Annotated in this window: 13 protein-coding genes and 1 pseudogene; 6 read left to right on the top strand and 8 right to left on the bottom strand. The window is 70.4% G+C overall.

Annotated features, from left to right (window positions below):
* The first annotated feature begins 180 nt into the window (after positions 1–180).
* The 3 genes from KCH48_RS06595 to KCH48_RS06605 are packed head-to-tail and all read left to right on the top strand — an operon-like array spanning position 181 to position 3,295.
* The gene (locus KCH48_RS06595) at positions 181–1,440 is read left to right on the top strand and encodes an extracellular solute-binding protein (protein ID WP_210571183.1); all 1,260 of its coding nucleotides are present in this window, start codon (positions 181–183) and stop codon (positions 1,438–1,440) included.
* A gap of 26 nt (positions 1,441–1,466) precedes the next feature.
* Positions 1,467–2,411 (top strand): sugar ABC transporter permease, encoded by a 945-nt coding sequence (locus tag KCH48_RS06600; protein ID WP_307840823.1) that lies wholly within the window; start codon positions 1,467–1,469, stop codon positions 2,409–2,411.
* Positions 2,408–3,295: a carbohydrate ABC transporter permease gene (locus KCH48_RS06605; RefSeq protein ID WP_307840824.1), complete on the top strand. Its 888-nt coding sequence runs from the start codon at positions 2,408–2,410 to the stop codon at positions 3,293–3,295. Before KCH48_RS06600 ends, KCH48_RS06605 begins: the two co-directional genes overlap by 4 nt.
* Before the next feature lie 50 nt (positions 3,296–3,345).
* Here the strand turns inward: KCH48_RS06605 and KCH48_RS06610 are convergent, their stop codons facing one another.
* Entirely contained in the window at positions 3,346–4,134 is a 789-nt protein-coding gene (locus tag KCH48_RS06610; RefSeq protein WP_210571185.1) for a DeoR/GlpR family DNA-binding transcription regulator, read from the bottom strand.
* A gap of 164 nt (positions 4,135–4,298) precedes the next feature.
* On the opposite strand from KCH48_RS06610, the gene KCH48_RS06615 reads away from it, so the two are divergent.
* A complete protein-coding gene (locus KCH48_RS06615) occupies positions 4,299–5,153 on the top strand; it encodes a class II fructose-bisphosphate aldolase (protein ID WP_210571186.1) in 855 nt (284 codons plus the stop codon).
* Positions 5,154–5,234: 81 nt separating this feature from the next.
* On the opposite strand, the pseudogene KCH48_RS06620 reads toward KCH48_RS06615, so the two are convergent.
* From KCH48_RS06620 to xylB, 7 genes and pseudogenes are all read right to left on the bottom strand, one after another.
* Positions 5,235–7,177, bottom strand: a pseudogene (locus KCH48_RS06620) (glycoside hydrolase family 5 protein).
* A gap of 170 nt (positions 7,178–7,347) precedes the next feature.
* Entirely contained in the window at positions 7,348–8,871 is a 1,524-nt protein-coding gene (locus tag KCH48_RS06625) for an aldehyde dehydrogenase family protein (protein WP_210571187.1), read from the bottom strand.
* Positions 8,872–8,998: 127 nt separating this feature from the next.
* Positions 8,999–10,291: a GAF domain-containing protein gene (locus KCH48_RS06630; protein ID WP_210571188.1), complete on the bottom strand. Its 1,293-nt coding sequence runs from the start codon at positions 10,289–10,291 to the stop codon at positions 8,999–9,001.
* Between the two features lie 105 nt (positions 10,292–10,396).
* Positions 10,397–10,996 (bottom strand): N-acetylmuramoyl-L-alanine amidase, encoded by a 600-nt coding sequence (locus tag KCH48_RS06635; protein WP_210571189.1) that lies wholly within the window; start codon positions 10,994–10,996, stop codon positions 10,397–10,399.
* 35 nt (positions 10,997–11,031) lie between these two features.
* Positions 11,032–12,045, bottom strand: a complete 1,014-nt coding sequence (locus tag KCH48_RS06640; protein WP_210571190.1) for an acetamidase/formamidase family protein — start codon at positions 12,043–12,045, stop codon at positions 11,032–11,034.
* A 183-nt stretch (positions 12,046–12,228) separates the two neighbouring features.
* Positions 12,229–13,437, bottom strand: a complete 1,209-nt coding sequence (locus KCH48_RS06645) for an ROK family transcriptional regulator (protein WP_210571191.1) — start codon at positions 13,435–13,437, stop codon at positions 12,229–12,231.
* Between the two features lie 13 nt (positions 13,438–13,450).
* The gene (gene xylB / locus KCH48_RS06650; RefSeq protein ID WP_210571192.1) at positions 13,451–14,905 is read right to left on the bottom strand and encodes a xylulokinase; all 1,455 of its coding nucleotides are present in this window, start codon (positions 14,903–14,905) and stop codon (positions 13,451–13,453) included.
* A 177-nt stretch (positions 14,906–15,082) separates the two neighbouring features.
* Between xylB and xylA the strand changes: the two genes are divergently transcribed.
* Entirely contained in the window at positions 15,083–16,249 is a 1,167-nt protein-coding gene (xylA, locus tag KCH48_RS06655) for a xylose isomerase (RefSeq protein ID WP_210571193.1), read from the top strand.
* A gap of 143 nt (positions 16,250–16,392) precedes the next feature.
* Entirely contained in the window at positions 16,393–16,815 is a 423-nt protein-coding gene (locus KCH48_RS06660; protein WP_210571194.1) for a hypothetical protein, read from the top strand.
* Positions 16,816–16,823 lie beyond the last annotated feature (8 nt).

The following is a 16,823-nucleotide window of genomic DNA, read 5'->3' on the forward strand; positions in this document are numbered from 1 at the left end:
TCGGGCGCACGGTGTGACCGATACGTGATGTGACGGCCCTTGACGCCATGCGCGTTTCATTGAGCATCATGTCGTTGGATGATTGATAACACCAGTAATCGAGCATAAACAAGCAAGCGAGCGCGCCATCAGGCGAGCACGCGCTTGACGAAGCACGCCATGCGTGCGGAGAGGTACTCCGTGAAACGGCACCTCGCATGCCTCGCCGGGGGACTGTCCCTGGCACTGGCCCTCACCGGATGCGGCAAGGGCAGCTCGTCGGACAGCGGCGGATCCGACGGCAGGACGATCAGGTTCGTCGCGGCGAAGTACGACGACGACACCCAGGCTTACTGGACGGCGCTGATCAAGGACTTCGAATCCGCGAACCCCGGCTACCGGGTGAATCTCGAAGTCGTCGACTGGGAGCAGATGGACTCCAAGGTCAAGACGTACGTCCAGACCAAGCAGGAACCCGACATCCTCAACTACAACAAGTTCTCCGACTTCGCCCGCGACGGCCTGGTCCACAAGGCGCAGGACGTCGTCTCTCCCAAGGTGCTGGCCGACTTCCTCCCGTTGTTCCGCCAGAAGGCGCAGTACGAGGGAACCCAGTACGGCCTGCCCTTCATCTCCAGCGCGCGCCTGTTCTTCTACAACAAGGACATCTTCGCCAAGGCGGGCATCGACCGGCCGCCGTCCACCTGGGCCGAGGTCGAGGCCGACGCCAAGAAGATCAAGCAGGCCGGTTACATCGGCCTGGGGCTACCCCTGGGGGCCGAGGAGGCCCAGGCCGAGTTCCAGATCTGGGCGATGAACAACGGCGGCGGCTGGACCGACGCCTCGGGCAAGTGGGCCATCGACCAGCAGGCCAACGTCGACACGCTCACCTATCTGCGGAAACTGACGAAGGACAAGCTCACCCAGCCCAACCCGGAGACCACCAACCGCAAGGACGTCTTCAACCAGTTCGCCCAGGGCAGGATCGGCATGCTGAACGGGGCGGTCTTCATGCGGAAGGGCTTCATCGACCCGGTCGACGAGAAACTGAACTACGGCGTCGCGCCCCTGCCGAGCAAGGACGGCAGTACGCACAAGACGCTCGGTGTGCAGGACTACCTGGTCGCGTTCAAGAAGGGTGAGGGGTCGAACAAGGCGGCGGTGAAGAAGTTCCTCGACTTCTTCTACGAGAAGGAGAACGCCGCCGAGTTCGTCTCCGCCGAGGGGTTCCTGTCGGTCACCAAGTCGGCCGGTGAGGTGCTCAGTTCCGACAGCCGGGACGCCGCCTACTACAAGCCGTTCGTCGACGCCCTCTCCGACGCGGAGTTCGCCCCCACCGACGACCCCGCATGGGCCGCGGTCGACGGCGCCGTGAAACAGCGCATCGGCACGGCGGTGGCGGGCGGCGACCCGGCGAAGGTCCTGGGCGAGATCCAGAAGACCGCGCAGAAGGGCGACTGACCTCGGTGGCCGTACACGATGTCACTGTGAGCGCCACCGGGGCCGAACACCCGGCCCCGGTGGCGCCGGCACCACCCTCGCCGCGCCGCCGTCGCAGGACGTGGCGCGCGCTGGAGCCCGTGTTGTGGCTCGGTCCCGCGACCCTCCTCATCCTGACCATGGTCGTCTGGCCGGTCATCGAGATGATCCGTACGTCCCTGACACGGGTGAGCTCCACCGGACAGTCCCAGGGGTTCGCCGGCGTCCGCAACTACACCGACCTGTTCGCCCAGGGCGACCTGCCCGGAGTACTGCTGCGCACCCTCGTGTGGGTCGTCGGAGTCGTCACCGTCACGCTCGTGCTCTCTCTCGGCCTGGCCGCGCTGCTGAACTCCCGGTTCCCCGGGCGCAGGCTGGTGCGGTGGGCGCTGATCGTGCCCTGGGCCTCGTCCGTGCTGATGACGGCGCTCATCTGGCGCTGGATGCTCAACAACTTCTACGGCGTGGTCAACCGGCTACTCATGGACGTCGGTGTGCTGGACGCGCCCGTCAACTGGCTGGCCAAACCAGGTCTGGCCCTCGCCGCGATGATGGGCGTGGCGGTGTTCGTCTCGCTGCCGTTCACCTCGTTCGTCCTGCTGGCCGGTCTGCAGAGCATCCCCGCCGAGGTGTACGAGGCGGCGCGGGTGGACGGCGCCGGCCCGGTCCGCGGTTACCTGGGCATCACCCTGCCTCTGCTGCGACCCTCACTCGTGGTCGCCGCGATCATCAACATCATCAACGTGTTCAACTCGTTCCCCATCATCTGGGCCATGACGCGCGGCGGCCCCGGGTTCGCCACCGACACGACCACCACCTACCTGTACAAACTCGCCTTCGACAACCAGTCGGTGGGGGAGTCGGCCGCCATGGCCGTCGTCAATTTCGGGCTGATCCTGGCTGTGGTGCTGGTCTATCTGCGCTTCGTCCGCCGACAGGAGGACACCACGTGAGCAGGACCGCCGTCATCCCCCGCAAAGCCGCGCCGCGCAGAAAGCGGCCAAGACCGATGAAGCTGCGCACCGTCCTGCTCACCGCCGTCGGATGGCTGGTGGCGCTGGCGTTTCTCGCGCCCTACGCGGAAATGCTGCTGACGGCGCTCAAACCGACGCCCGAACTGATGAAGTCCCCGCCGTCCTATCTGCCCTCCCGATGGGAGTGGTCGAACTTCACGCACATCTGGTCGCTCACCGACCCGCGCGTCGCGGACGCGCTGGTCTTCTCGCTGTACGTCGCCGGGGCGGCGACGCTGCTCGCCCTGGCCGTCGGGATGCCCGCCGCGTACTACACGGCCCGGCACCGCTTCCGCGGGCGCGGCGCCTTCCTGCTGCTCGTACTCGTCACTCAGATGTTCGCTCCGACCGCGCTGCTGGTCGGCATCTACCGGGAGATGGTCAGCCTCGACCTGACCGACACCGCCGAGGGCCTCATCCTGGTGAACGCGGCGTTCAACCTGCCGTTCTGCGTGTGGATCCTCAACGCGTACTTCGCCAGCATCCCCCGGGAACTGGAGGAGGCGGCCTGGCTCGACGGCACCGGACGGTTCGGTGCCCTCACCCGTGTCGTACTGCCGCTCGCGATGCCCGGTGTGGTGACCGCGCTCGTCTACACCTTCATCGCCGCGTGGAACGAGTACGTGGTGGCGCTCACCATCACCTCGTCCAGCAACCGGATGACCCTGACCAAGGCGGTTCCCGGCTTCGTCACCTCGTACCACGAGCAGTGGCAGTACCTGTTCGCCACTTCGCTCGTCTCGATCGTGCCCGTGGTAGTGCTGTTCGTCTTCGTGGAGCGCCACCTCGTCTCCGGCCTGACCGCGGGCGGCGTCCGGGGATGACGACGGGATGCGCATCGCGGCCGGGGCCGGCACGGGAGCGGCGTGCGGTGTCAGGCGCGGATGACCTCCACACCGGCCGCCACGAACGACTTGGTCAGCTCGTCCGAGGCGGCCTTGTCGGTCACCAGGACGTCGATCTCCTCCACCGGGCAGATGCGGGCGAAGGCCCGCTGGCCCAGCTTGGAGGAGTCGGCGACCGCGATGACCTGCTGGGCGCGGCGGGCCAGTGCCCGGTTGATGCTGGCCTCGCCCTCGTGGTGGGCGGTCGCCCCGTGGGCCACATCGATGGCATCCACCCCGATGAAGACCTGGTCCAGTGCGATCTCCGCGAGCAGTTCGGTGGCCAGCGGCCCGATCAGCTCATAGGACGCCGGCCGGGCCACTCCACCGGTCACCACGAGCTTGACGTGGCGCCGCACGACCAACTCGTTGGCGATGTTCAGGGCGTTGGTCACCACGGTGACCGCCGTCTCCGCGCCGCCGGAACTCAGGTCGGCGCGGGTGGCCAGTGCCCGCGCCACCTCGGTGGTCGTGGTGCCGCCGTTCAACCCCACCACGGCGCCGGCCTTCACCAGCTCGGCGGCCGCGTGCGCGATCCGCTCCTTCTCCGGAGCGTTGCGCGCGGCCTTGTAGCGCAGGGGCAGGTCGTAGGCGATGGCGTTGAGCGAGGCCCCGCCGTGCGTGCGGGTGACCATCTGCTGGCGGGCCAGCTCGTCGAGGTCTCGCCTGATCGTCGCGGCGGAGACCCCCAACTCCTCGGCAGCCGCCTCGACTTCGATCCGCCCGTCGCGCGTCAGCATCTCCAGCAGCGCGCTCCACCGGGCCTGCGGTCCCGCCATGTCTCACAACTCCCTGTCCGTGGTGTGCGCCACGATGTGCGCACCTCCATGGAATCACAACGCTTGATTGGGTGTTTTATGGTCGCCAAACGAGCAAAACCCTGCACTTCCCGTAAGCCCTTGCCGCTGTTGCGGCCCTCACACGCCACGATCGGGGGCCGTCTGTGCCGCTGACTCCCACCGCCGACGTGGTGAGCTCCGCGTGCCGCGACAGACGGGCCGTCGGCGCGTTCAACGTGATCACCCTGGAGCACGCCGAGGCCGTGGTCACCGGGGCGGAAGCCGCGGGCTGCGCGGTCATCTGCCAGATCAGCGAGAACGCCGTGCGGTTCCACGGCAGCCGGCTCGCCCCGATAGCCCGCGCCACCGCCGCGCTCGCCGAGGCGGCCGCCGTCCCCGTGGCGCTGCACCTCGACCATGTCACCGACGAAGCGCTGCTGCGCCGCGCCGCGGACTGCGGCTTCGGATCCGTCATGTTCGACGCGTCCGCGCTGCCGCACGCCGAGAACGTCGCCGCCACGCGCGCCGCGGCGCGGTGGGCACACGCCCATGGCCTATGGGTGGAGGCGGAACTCGGCGAGATCGGCGGCAAGGACGGAGTGCACGCCCCCTCGGCACGTACGGACCCCGATCAGGCACGCGACTTCGTGTCCGCCACCGGGGTCGACGCACTGGCCGTCGCGGTCGGCAGCTCCCACGCGATGACCACACGCACCTCCCGGCTGGACCACGGCCTCATCACCCGCCTCGCCGAGGCAGTTCCCGTGCCGCTGGTTCTGCACGGCGCGACGGGCGTGCCCGACGTGGAGCTCCGGCAGGCGGTGGCGGCCGGCATGGTCAAGGTCAACATCGGTACGGCACTGAATGTCGCCTTCACCGGCGCGGTCCGCGACACACTTGCCGCGGCGCCCACGGTCGTCGACCCCCGCCCGGCCCTCACCGCGGCGCGTCGGGCGATGGCCGATACCGTGACCTCGGCGCTGCGGACCCTGTCGGGCGGTGGGTACGGGACGAGATGAGCCGACCGGGGTCCGTAGGACCCGGCGGCGTCCCGAACCGCTCGGCGGAGCCCGGCACGGTGACCCTGGTGGCGCAGCCGGTCAGCTCAGTTTTCGGCAGTACAGCGCGTCCGGAGTCCGTGCTGAGCCCACCCGACCCGTGTACGCGATCCCGGCCGCGTACTCGTCGTCCGCGCACTGGCCCTTGTAGCGGCCCTGCGCGAAGTCGCCGCCCTTGGCGGCCGAGCCCCTGTTGTCGCCGCGGTCGAACCAGACGGTACGACCGCCCGTGCCGGTGATCGATCCGGGTGGGGCGGCCGCGCACAGGGCGGCGGAGACGGAGGAGCCGCGAACGCTGTAGCCGGTCAGGAAGTGGCCGTCGGCGCACTGGAGTTTGGTGTATCCGGACGCCCAGTCGTGGCCCGGCCTGACGTACCGGTCGTCGACGACCACCACATGTCTGCCGGCCGGGTCCCACAGGGGGCCGATGGACACGTCCGAGCACAGACCCCGGTTGCCGGTGTGGCTGAGGCCGAGCAGCCGCTGGCCGTCGGGGCACACAGCCTTGCGGGCGCCGGAGTCCCAGTCGGGCAGGGCCCGTATCCGCCGCGACTGGACGAAGTCGCCGTGGTCGGGGCTGAGCATCGACCAGTCCGTCACCGGGGCGATGCGGCCGGTGCGACCCTGGGCCTGGATGAGCCGGGTCCAGGCGGCGGCCCGCCAGTCGTCGCTGTCGTAGAGGCCCATGCGGCGGCCCTCGGCGTCCCAGTGCAGAAGGGCCCAGCCGTTGCCCTTGCGGTCGTGCCAGCCGACGAGCGGCCAGTACGCGAAGTCGGCGTCGGTACGGATGAGATGGTCGACGAAGTTCTCGAACCAGGCGCGCTGCTTCTGGCCGGTCTCGTCACGGCCTCCGATGCCGAACTCGCTGATCCAGACGGGGGCGGTGAAGTGCCGGTCCTGTTCGGCGGTGACGAAGAACGCCTGGCGGTTCAGTACGTCGGCCAGTTCGGTGGGGGCTAGATCGCGGTAGCGGGGGTCGCTGGTCTCACCGGTTCCGGTGGCGCCGCTGTGGTTCGGGCCTGTGTAGTCGTAGAAGTGAGCGGAGTACACGAGCTTGCCGGAGTCGACAAGCGTGTGCGAGAGGCGGCGTACGGGCTCCAGGGTGGGGCGTTCGTGGGGGAGTCCGTCGACGGGGATGCCGGTCCAGTTGATGCCCTCCACGATGATCAGGAGATCGGGGTCGGCCTCCGTCAGGATGCGGTCACCGACGCGCTGCGAGGCGGCGAACCAGTCGTGGTGGTCACCGAGCCCCCAGTTGGGGTCGTCCCAGACATTGCGGCGCACCTCGTTGTAGAGGTCGGCGGCGACGACGCGCTGGTTGTCCCGGTAGCGGCGGGCCATGAAGAGCCAGTCGTTCTCCCAGGTCTCGGCGGACTGGCTCGCGTTCCAGCGCTCGTTGCCGTCGACTCCGCAGCACCAGCGTGTGGTGTTGGTGTGGTTGTTCAGGATCACCGTGAGCCCGGCGGCGGTGAGTTCCCGTACCACGGCGTCGTACACCTGTAGCGGGGTCCTGCCGCCAGGGAGGGATTGGCGGCGACGGCGTCGTCCCTGACGGGGACGCTGTCGTGGACCATCTCGTTGGAGAAGGGCAGTCGGATGCTGTTGATCCCGATCTCCCGGAAACCGGCGATGATCTCGGCCATGGGGGCGCGGTCCAGGCCGAGCGGTATCCGGCCGGAGTTCTCGCCCGCGTGGTGGTTGGCGTCCTCGTCCACGCTTCCTGAACCGCTCCAAGTGTCACTGGCTCCATGCCAGTTGCCGGACCGCAGCTTGAAGCGTTCGCCGTCCGCGTCGACGATCCAACGACCCCGCGTGCTGAGCGGCGGCGTCCAGTCCGCCGCGATCGCGGCGATTTCTGGTCGGGCGCCGGTCTCGGGGGCGGGCTCTCGCCCGACTGCTGCCTCGGCGATGGGCGCCAGGGCCACCAGGAGGAGTACGGCGGCCAGTGTGGCCATGGCCCTGATGAAGGATCCGCGCACGGTCATCACCCTGAGACAGGCATTGTCATGGCGCCGTCATCATGGGGGACCGTGTGGCATGGTCCAGTCCTGCGCACAGATCGGGAGTGAGGTCGCGTTTCGACTCGCAGCACGGGAGTGCGCCCAGGAGGGCGCCTGACGGTCATCTTCCCTGGTCAGGCGCCCTTTCTCGGTGTCTAGAAGAAGCCCAGCTTCTTCGGCGAGTACGACACCAGCAGGTTCTTCGTCTGCTGGTAGTGCTCCAGCATCATCTTGTGGTTCTCGCGGCCGATGCCCGACTGCTTGTAGCCGCCGAACGCCGCGTGTGCCGGGTACGCGTGGTAGCAGTTCGTCCACACCCGGCCCGCCTGGATCGAACGGCCCGCGCGGTACGCCGTGTTCATGTCCCGCGTCCATACGCCGGCCCCGAGCCCGTACAGCGTGTCGTTGGCGATCTTGATGGCGTCGTCGAAGTCGGCGAACGACGTGACCGAGACGACCGGGCCGAAGATCTCCTCCTGGAAGATCCGCATCCGGTTGTCGCCCTGGAAGATCGTCGGCTGGACGTAGTAGCCGCCCGCCAACTCACCGTCGTACTCGATGCGATGACCGCCCGTCAGCACCTTGGCGCCCTCCTGCTGGCCGATGTCCAGGTAGGAGAGGATCTTCTCCAGCTGGTCGTTGGATGCCTGGGCGCCGATCATCGTCTCGGTGTCGAGCGGGTGACCGGCCTTGATCTGCTCGGTGCGGGCGATCGCCGCGTCGAGGAACTCGCTGTAGTGGCCCTGCTGCACGAGCGCCCGCGAGGGACAGGTGCACACCTCGCCCTGGTTGAGCGCGAACATCGTGAAGCCCTCGAGCGCCTTGTCACGGAAGTCGTCGTCCCGCGCCCATACGTCGTCGAAGAAGATGTTCGGCGACTTGCCACCGAGTTCCAGTGTGACCGGCTTGATGTTCTCGGAGGCGTACTGCATGATCAGCCGCCCCGTCGTCGTCTCGCCCGTGAACGCCACCTTTGCCACCCGCGGGCTCGACGCGAGCGGCTTGCCGGCCTCCACGCCGAAGCCGTTGACGATGTTCACCACACCCGGCGGCAGCAGGTCCGCGATCAGGCTCATCCAGTAGTGGATGGAGGCCGGGGTCTGCTCGGCGGGCTTGATGACGACCGCGTTGCCCGCGGCGAGCGCGGGGGCGAGCTTCCAAGTCGCCATGAGAATAGGGAAGTTCCAGGGGATGATCTGCGCCACGACGCCCAGCGGTTCATGGAAGTGGTACGCCACCGTGTCGTCGTCGAGCTCGCCCAGCGAGCCCTCCTGAGAGCGGATCGCGCCCGCGAAGTAGCGGAAGTGGTCGATGGCGAGCGGAATGTCGGCGGCGAGGGTCTCGCGGACCGGCTTGCCGTTCTCCCAGCTCTCGGCGACCGCCAGCGGCTCCAGGTGAGCCGCCATACGGTCGGCGATCTTGAGCAGGATGTCGGACCGCTCGGTCACCGACGTCCGGCCCCAGGAAGGAGCGGCCGCGTGCGCCGCGTCGAGCGCCCGCTCCACGTCCTCCGCGGTGCCGCGCGCGACCTCCGTGAACGGCTGCCCGTTCACCGGCGAGGGGTTCTCGAAGTACTGCCCGCGGATCGGCGGCACCCACTCGCCACCGATGAAGTGGTCGTAGCGCGCCTGGTAGGAGACGATCGCGCCCTCTGTGCCGGGCGCCGCGTAACGGGTCATGGTGCTCTGCCTCCCGGAGCTGCGCTGCCCGCCGTTGGGCAGCTCTCGGCGCGAGGGTAGGGACGGGGACGTTGCGAGTACGTTGCGTGGCCGGTGCTGAGGTGAGCCGGCCGCGCGTGGCGTCCGGTCAGCGGACCGGCCTGCGTGGCCGGTCGGCGCGTGGCCGGTCGGTCGGTGCCGACAGCTCCGACTCCAGCGCGGCCAGCCGCGAGCGGACCGCTGCGGTTGGGCGTACGGCGGCCAGCGCGCGCCAGACCTCGAGGTCGTCCTCGCCCCACGCCGCGTGTGCCCAGTCGGCCAGCAGGTCGGGGTCGCCGCGGGTGATCAGTGCCGTCCGGAGGCCGTCGGCCAGGCGGTGCCTCAGCCGCGCCACGGCCGGTGCCTGCGAGGCGGGCAGCAGCGGCCCGGTATACGCCGTCACCGCTGCCGTGACCGCACCGGTCTCCAGGCGCCGCTCGACGACGGCGACGTCGGACTCGACCGGCAGGGTCAGCCGGTAGGGCCGCGAGGCCAGCAGCCCGGGGCCGAGAAGTCTGCGCAGCCGGGCCAGTTCGGCGCGCAGCGTCACCGGTGGCACCGACTCGTCCTCGTACAGCGCGCACAGCAATTCGTCGCCGGTCAGCCCCTCCGGATGGCGGGCCAGCAGCACCAGGATCTCGCTGTGCCGACGGCTCAGCCTGAGCCGGCGACCTCCCGAGACGAGCAGTGCCTCATCGCGGCCCAGGGCGCTCAACTCGGGTGTGCCGGCGACCGGTTGCCCCTCGGGGAGCAGGGCCAGCTGGGACTCGGCGGCCCGAGCGACCGCCTGGACGAAGCCCAGGCTGTGCGGATGCGCGAGCCCGTCCCCGCCGGTGATGTCCACCGCGCCCAGCACCCGCCCGGTGCGCGGATCGTGCACCGGAGCCGCCGCGCAGGTCCAGGGCTGCACCCGCCGGATGAAGTGCTCGGCGGCGAAGACCTGCACCGGACGGTCGACGGCGACTGCCGTGCCCGGCGCGTTCGTGCCGACCGCGGTCTCCGCCCAGCGCGCGCCGGGCACGAAGTTCATCCGGTCCGCCCGTCGCCGGGTCGTCGGATGGCCCTCGACCCACAGCAGCCTGCCGCGGGCGTCGCACACCGCGAGCAGATGCTCGCCGTCGGCCGCGAACGTGCCCATGAGCTCCCGGATCAGCGGCATCACCCGTGCCAGCGGATGCTCGGCCCGATAGGCACCGAGGTCACCGTCCGCGAGCTCCACCCTCGCCGTGCCGTCGGGTCCGACCCCCGCCCGCACGGAACGCCGCCATGAGTCGGCCACCACCGCACGCACCGGCCGCGGCACCGTGCCCGCCTCGGTGAACGTCTCATGCGCACGACGCAGCATCCGCACACGCTCGGCAGGGTCCGCCCCCGGTTCCAGGGCCACCCATGGATCGGTCAACTCGGCCTCCCGGACGGCGATGCGGCTGGGGACATCGTCACTCCGGGTGCGCGCGTGGACAACCACTTCGACCGGGGCCACCCGAACGAGGCGTGTGGCACCCGGTCAGGCTCGACCGACCAGTCTCAGATAGCGCGCCCAGTCCCAGTTCGGTCCGGGATCGGTGTGATCCGTGCCCGGCACCTCGTGGTGTCCGATGATGTGCGCGCGGTCCCTCGGGATGCCGTGTCTGGTGCAGATCGCCGCGGTGAGCGCGGCCGACTCCTCGTACATCACGTCGGTGAAGTGGGCGGGCCGGTCCACCCAGCCCTCGTGCTCGATGCCGATGCTGTTCGTGTTGTACTCCCAGTTCCCCGCGTGCCAGGCGATGTCGGACTCCCGGACGCACTGCGCCACATGACCGTCGGACGAGCGGACGACGTAGTGCGCGGACACCTCCTTCTTCGGGTTCTGGAAGATGGACAGGGTGGTGGTGAAGGTCGCCTGCGTGACATGGATGATCACGCGGTCGACCACTCGACCCGTAGCTGGTTCTGCCGCCGTGTAGTTGGAGCTGGTCGCCGGCTGCCACTCGGCCGACGGGTGGTCGACGGCCTGGACGCGCGCTCCGGCGGGCGCGTCGGGGAGCAGCGCGTACGGTACGGCGGCCAGGGCGGCGCCCTTCAGCAGCCGGCGTCGCGTGGGGAGCGGTCTTGCCCGTTCCATGGGGGCCGTGCCTTTCGATGGTGAGGAAGTCATGCTCAGTTGCGCAGGGTCGCTGCCGTCTCCCGCAGCCGAGCATGCACGCCGCGATGAGTCTCGCGCGCGGGCAGCCACTGCTTGCGGAGCTTGGCCACGCAGGTGTAGTTGGTGTCGCACACATTGGCCAACGGCGACTCGACGCACTGGGTCGCGAATTGGTACGCGTCCAGCTCACTGAAGCCGTAGTCGCGCACCAGCCACCGCACCAGGTCGAGCTGGGATATCCGGAACGCGTCCTCCAGCGGGCGCGCCGAGCCCGTCGAGATGATGTGGCTGTCCGACTCGATGCGCGGCCAGGGCGTGGCGAGTCCCTTGAGCAGCTCGACGACCACCACCGTGTTCATCGCGCACTCGACGGCGACTCCGCAGGTCTCGCCCTCGCCCTGCCGGGCGTGGCCGTCTCCGAGGCTGAGCAGAGCGCCCTCGACGTTCACCCCGAGATAGCAGGTGACGCCGGCTCGCATCTCGGGTGTGTCCATGTTGCCGCCGTGCGCGTCGGGCACCAGGGCCGAGCGCACTTCCAGGTTGGCGGGAGCCACGCCCACGGTGCCGTGCATCGGGTCGAGGGGCAGCTCGGCCTCGATGTCGCTGTCGTGCGCCCGGAACAGGGCCGTGCGGCGGGTACGGTCGAGCTGCCAGATCCAGACCGTCTCCGGAAGCGGCGGCTGCAACGTGGCCGTGGTGTGCGTCGAGGTGAGCGCGCCGAACAGCGGGACGGTGGTCGACGCGGCCCAGTCCCGGGCCGGTTCGATCGACACGAAGTGCACGGCGACGGTGTCGCCCGGCTCCGCGCCCTCGATGTGGAAGGGGCCGGTCTGCGGGTTGAGGAACGGGAACTCGCACACCTGTGACACCAGGTCCTTCTCGGACCGCACACGTCCGGCGAAGCAGTCCTCCGTATAGAGATCGAGGACCGTGCCCGGCGCGATCCGGGCCACGGGTGGCACTCCGCCGAACGTCCAGGCGTACTCGCCCGGTTCGGGGCGCACGGTCAGAATCCGGGGGTCGCTCATCGCTGCACAGCTCCGTTCGGTGGAAGGGCCGGTGCATCAAGGTACGTCGCATACGGGTGGGACAGCAGCGCATGCCGTGTATCCGTGGACAGGCCCGGCATTGTGGAAAACTCGCTCACCCGGCCGGGTGAAGTCGGGCTGTGACCAGGCAAGTTCGGCTGCTGCCGCTGGGGCATCCGTCGATCAGGCGCGTTCGGCCACGGCCGCCGGATCGTCGAGCACCGCCCGTACGACCGAGTGCGCGGCACCCAGCAACGGCCCCTGCGGGCCCAGTCGCGACACGGCCACGGGACATGCGGGCCCCGCTGTCCGGCGGGCCAACTCGGCTTCCAGCGAGGGCAGCAGCCACGGCGCGAGCCCGGCCAGCGCGCCGCCCAGCACCACGCCCTCGGGGTCCAGCAGATTGACGGCCCCCGTCAGCGCGATGCCGAGCGCCTCTCCCGCGTCGCGCAGCGCACGTCGTACGTCCGGGTCGCCGTCCGCGGCGCGCCCCGCGAGCAGCCCGACGCGGTCCTCGCCCAGTTCCAGACCGGCCGCTCGCAGCACCGCCTCCTCACCGGCGTACTGCTCCAGACACCCGCGGCCTCCGCACGGACACGCGGGCCCGTCCGGACGGACCGGCACATGCCCCAGCTCGCCCGCGAAACCCCGTGTCCCGCGCAGCAGTCGCCCGTCCACGACGACCGCCGCGCCGATGCCGATCTCGGCGGACACATGCAGGAAGTCGCTCGGGGTGCCCTCGCCGAGCCGGAGTTCGGCGAGCGCGCCGAAGTTGGCCTCGTTGTCGACGGTCAGCGGGAGATGCGCGGGCAGCAGGGCGCCGAGGTCGGTGTCGTGCCAGTCGAGGTTCGGGGCGCGTACGACCGTTCGCGCGTCGCGTGCCACCAGGCCCGGCACGGCCACGGCGAGCCCGGCCGGCCACAGGCCCTCACGCTCGGCCTCGGCGACGATCCGGCCCACCAGCTCGGTGAGCTCCTCGATCACCGGAAGGGGCGAGCGCCCACGGTTCGTGCCGTACCGCACGGCCCGCGCCCGCACCTCTCCGCGCAGATCGACCGCGCACACCGCGAGGTGATCCACGCCGACCTCCGCGCCGATCCCCGCCGGCCCGTGTCCGCTGACGGCGAGCGCCGAGCCGGGCCTTCCCACCCGGCCGGGCCGCTCGGGGCCCAGCTCCTCCAGCAGGCCCGAGCGGATCAGCTCGTCGACGAGGGTCGACACCGCGGCACGGGTCAGCCCGATGCGTGAGGCGACGGCGGCACGGGAGAGCGGCCCCTCGGCACTGACGGTGTGCATCACCCGGGCGAGGTTGCGCCGGCGCATGCCCTGTTGTGTGTCGGGCAGCGCGCGCCCGGTTCCTCCCGGGCGGGCCTCGTGCAGCGGTGCGGTCATTCCTCCGTCGTCCTCAGTGGTTCTCCGCGCTCCGCTCGAGCAGCGGGGCCGCGTCGGAGAGTACCCCGGAGATCCTCGCCAGGGTCGCCTCGTCCCGCTCCACCGCGTCCAGCACCGGACCCTCGGCGGTCCGCCAGCGCCGGGCCACCGCGGCCGGATCCTCGCCGGTCAGCAGGCCGGCCGCCTGGGCGGCGGCGCCGAGCGCGACCAGTTCCTTGGCCTCGGGCACCTGCACGGGGCGTCCCGACAGCCGTCGTACGGTCTGCTGCCAGGCCGTGCCCCGGGCGCCGCCGCCGATCAGCAGCAGCGGGGCCGAACGGTCCGCGTCCTCGTCGTCTTCGCCGAGGACCAGGTCGAGCGCGCCCAGGAGCGCGTGCACGGCGCCGTCGTAGGCGGCCTGGAGGAGCTGGCCCGCGGTGGTGTCATGGCGCAGGCCGTGCAGCAGGCCGGAGGCGTGGGGGAGGGCGGGTGTGCGTTCGCCGTCCAGATAGGGCAGCAGGGTGATGCCGGTGGCGGGCTCCACGGCCTCGCGGTCCAGGCCCAGCAGGGAAGCGACGCGGTCGACGGCGAGCGTGCAGTTCAGGGTGCAGGCCAGCGGCAGCCAGTCGCCGTGCGCGTCGGCGAAGCCGGCCACGGTTCCGGTCGGGTCGGTGGGGCGCCGCTTCGACACCGCGTACACCGTGCCCGAGGTGCCCAGGCTCAGCACCGGGGTGCCGGGACGCAGTCCGAGGCCCAGCGCGGCGGCGGCGTTGTCGCCGGTGCCCGGGGCGACCAGGGTGCCCTTGGAGAAGGGCAGGTCATGGCTGTCGCGCACGGTGCCCGCGACTTCGCCGGGCCGTACCACGCGCGGCAGGAGGGCGGGGTCGAGCCCGACGTGCGCGAGGATCTCCTCGTCGTACGCCTCGGACCCGGACGCCCACCAGCCTGTCCCGGACGCGTCACCGCGATCGGTCGTGCCCTCCCCGGTGAGGCGTTCGGTGAGGTAGTCGTGGGGGAGGCGTACGGCCTTGGTGGCGCGGACCGCGTCCGGCTCGTGCTCGGCCAGCCAGGCCCACTTCGTGACCGTGAAGGACGGTGCGGGGACGAGCCCGGTGCGCTCGGCCCAGAACTTCGCGCCGCCCAGCTCCTCGGTCAGCCGGCGTGCCTGCGGCGCCGAGCGCACGTCGTTCCACAGCAGGGCGGGGCGTACCGGATCGCCCTGGGCGTCCAGCGTGACGAGCCCGTGCTGCTGGCCGCCGATCGACACCGCCGCGGCCTCGTGCGCCGCGTCACCGCACTGGCGCAGGGCCTCGCACAGGGCGTCCCACCACTGGCGCGGATCGCTCTCCCGGCCCGCCCCGGAGGACACGGTGTGCGGCGCCTGGCCGCTCGCGACGACCTCACCGGTGGACGCGTCGACGACCAGTGCCTTGGTGGACTGGGTGGACGTGTCCACGCCGACGACGAGCGGACCCTCGGCTGCTGACATCGGGCTCTCCCTCTTCTGCGGCTCACGTTTCCGCGGCTCACGCGTGGCTCATGTCTGGCTCGTGTCTGACGAAAGACACCATGTCTCTTCCCAGAGATGCCTCCGCATACTAATTTGTAAAGCGCCATGACGAAATAGTCGTGAGCAACAGTCGCAAGCGAGCAAGGGAGCCGCGGCATGAACTACCAGCCCACCCCCGAGGACAGGTTCACCTTCGGCCTGTGGACCGTCGGCTGGCAGGGAAGGGACCCGTTCGGCGACGCCACGCGGCGCGCCCTCGACCCCGTCGAGTCGGTGCAGCGCCTGGCCGAGCTCGGCGCCTACGGAGTCACCTTCCACGACGACGACCTGATCCCCTTCGGGTCCTCGGACACCGAGCGCGAGTCCCACATCAAGCGCTTCCGTCAGGCGCTCGACACGACCGGCATGACCGTGCCGATGGCCACGACGAACCTCTTCACGCACCCCGTCTTCAAGGACGGCGCCTTCACGGCGAACGACCGTGACGTGCGGCGCTACGCCCTGCGCAAGACGATCCGCAACGTCGACCTGGCGGTAGAGCTCGGGGCCAAGACCTACGTCGCCTGGGGCGGCCGGGAGGGTGCCGAGTCCGGCGCCGCCAAGGACGTACGCGTCGCTCTGGACCGTATGAAGGAGGCTTTCGACCTCCTCGGCGAGTACGTCATCTCCCAGGGCTACGACCTGAAGTTCGCGATCGAGCCCAAGCCGAACGAGCCGCGCGGCGACATCCTGCTGCCCACCGTCGGCCACGCCCTGGCGTTCATCGAGCGCCTGGAGCGCCCCGAGCTGTACGGCGTGAACCCCGAGGTCGGCCATGAGCAGATGGCCGGGCTGAACTTCCCGCACGGCATCGCGCAGGCTCTGTGGGCGGGCAAGCTCTTCCACATCGACCTCAACGGCCAGTCCGGCATCAAGTACGACCAGGACCTGCGCTTCGGCGCCGGCGACCTGCGATCCGCGTTCTGGCTGGTCGACCTCCTGGAGAGCGCCGGTTACGCCGGGCCCCGCCACTTCGACTTCAAGCCGCCGCGGACCGAGGACCTGGACGGCGTGTGGGCGTCGGCCGCGGGCTGCATGCGCAACTACCTCATCCTGAAGGACCGTGCGGCCGCCTTCCGTGCCGACCCGGAGGTCCAGGAGGCCCTGCGTGCCTCGCGACTGGACGAGCTGGCGCAGCCGACGGCCGCGGACGGTCTGCAGGCGCTGCTCGCCGACCGCTCGGCCTTCGAGGAGTTCGACGTGGAGGCGACCGCCGCGCGCGGGATGGCCTTCGAGCGGCTCGACCAGCTGGCCATGGACCATCTGCTGGGGGCGCGCGGCTGACCACGCGCGCGTGCCGGTGAGAGGCGGCTGTCGGACGGTCCCCGCGCGGAATGCTCCGGAACCATGCGATCCATGCCATGAGTCCGTATCAACCGCCGTGCGGGGGTCGCGCGCCGCCCCGGTCCGCGGGGAGGCTTGACGGTATGGCCATGCCGCCCGTACCGCCTCAGCCGCCCGGGCCTCCGGGTGGGACGCCGCCTCCGGGCGGTGGTTTCGGACCACCGTCGTACGGTGACTGGCCGCCGCCACAGCAGCCACCGGACGGCGGCCCCGGACGGCGCCGCAATCCGCTGTTCATCCTGATCGCCGCACTCGTGGGCGTCGCCGTCGTCGTCGCCGTGGTGCTGGTCGCCTCGGGAGGCGACGATTCGCCGGACGAGAAGACGCCCGCCGAGAGCAGCACGAGCGGCACTCCGCGGCCGTCCCTGGACATCCCGACCGAGTTGCCCAGCAGACTGCCCAGCGAGGTGCCTTCGCTGCCCTCGGGATTCCCGAGCGAACTGCCGAGCGGCTTCCCGAGCGACATCGAGTCACTGCTGCCGTCGCTGGATGTCGACCTGCCGTAGGGCGACGT

The sequence above is a fragment of the Streptomyces sp. GESEQ-4 genome, assembly GCF_017948455.1.
Lineage (GTDB): Bacteria > Actinomycetota > Actinomycetes > Streptomycetales > Streptomycetaceae > Streptomyces.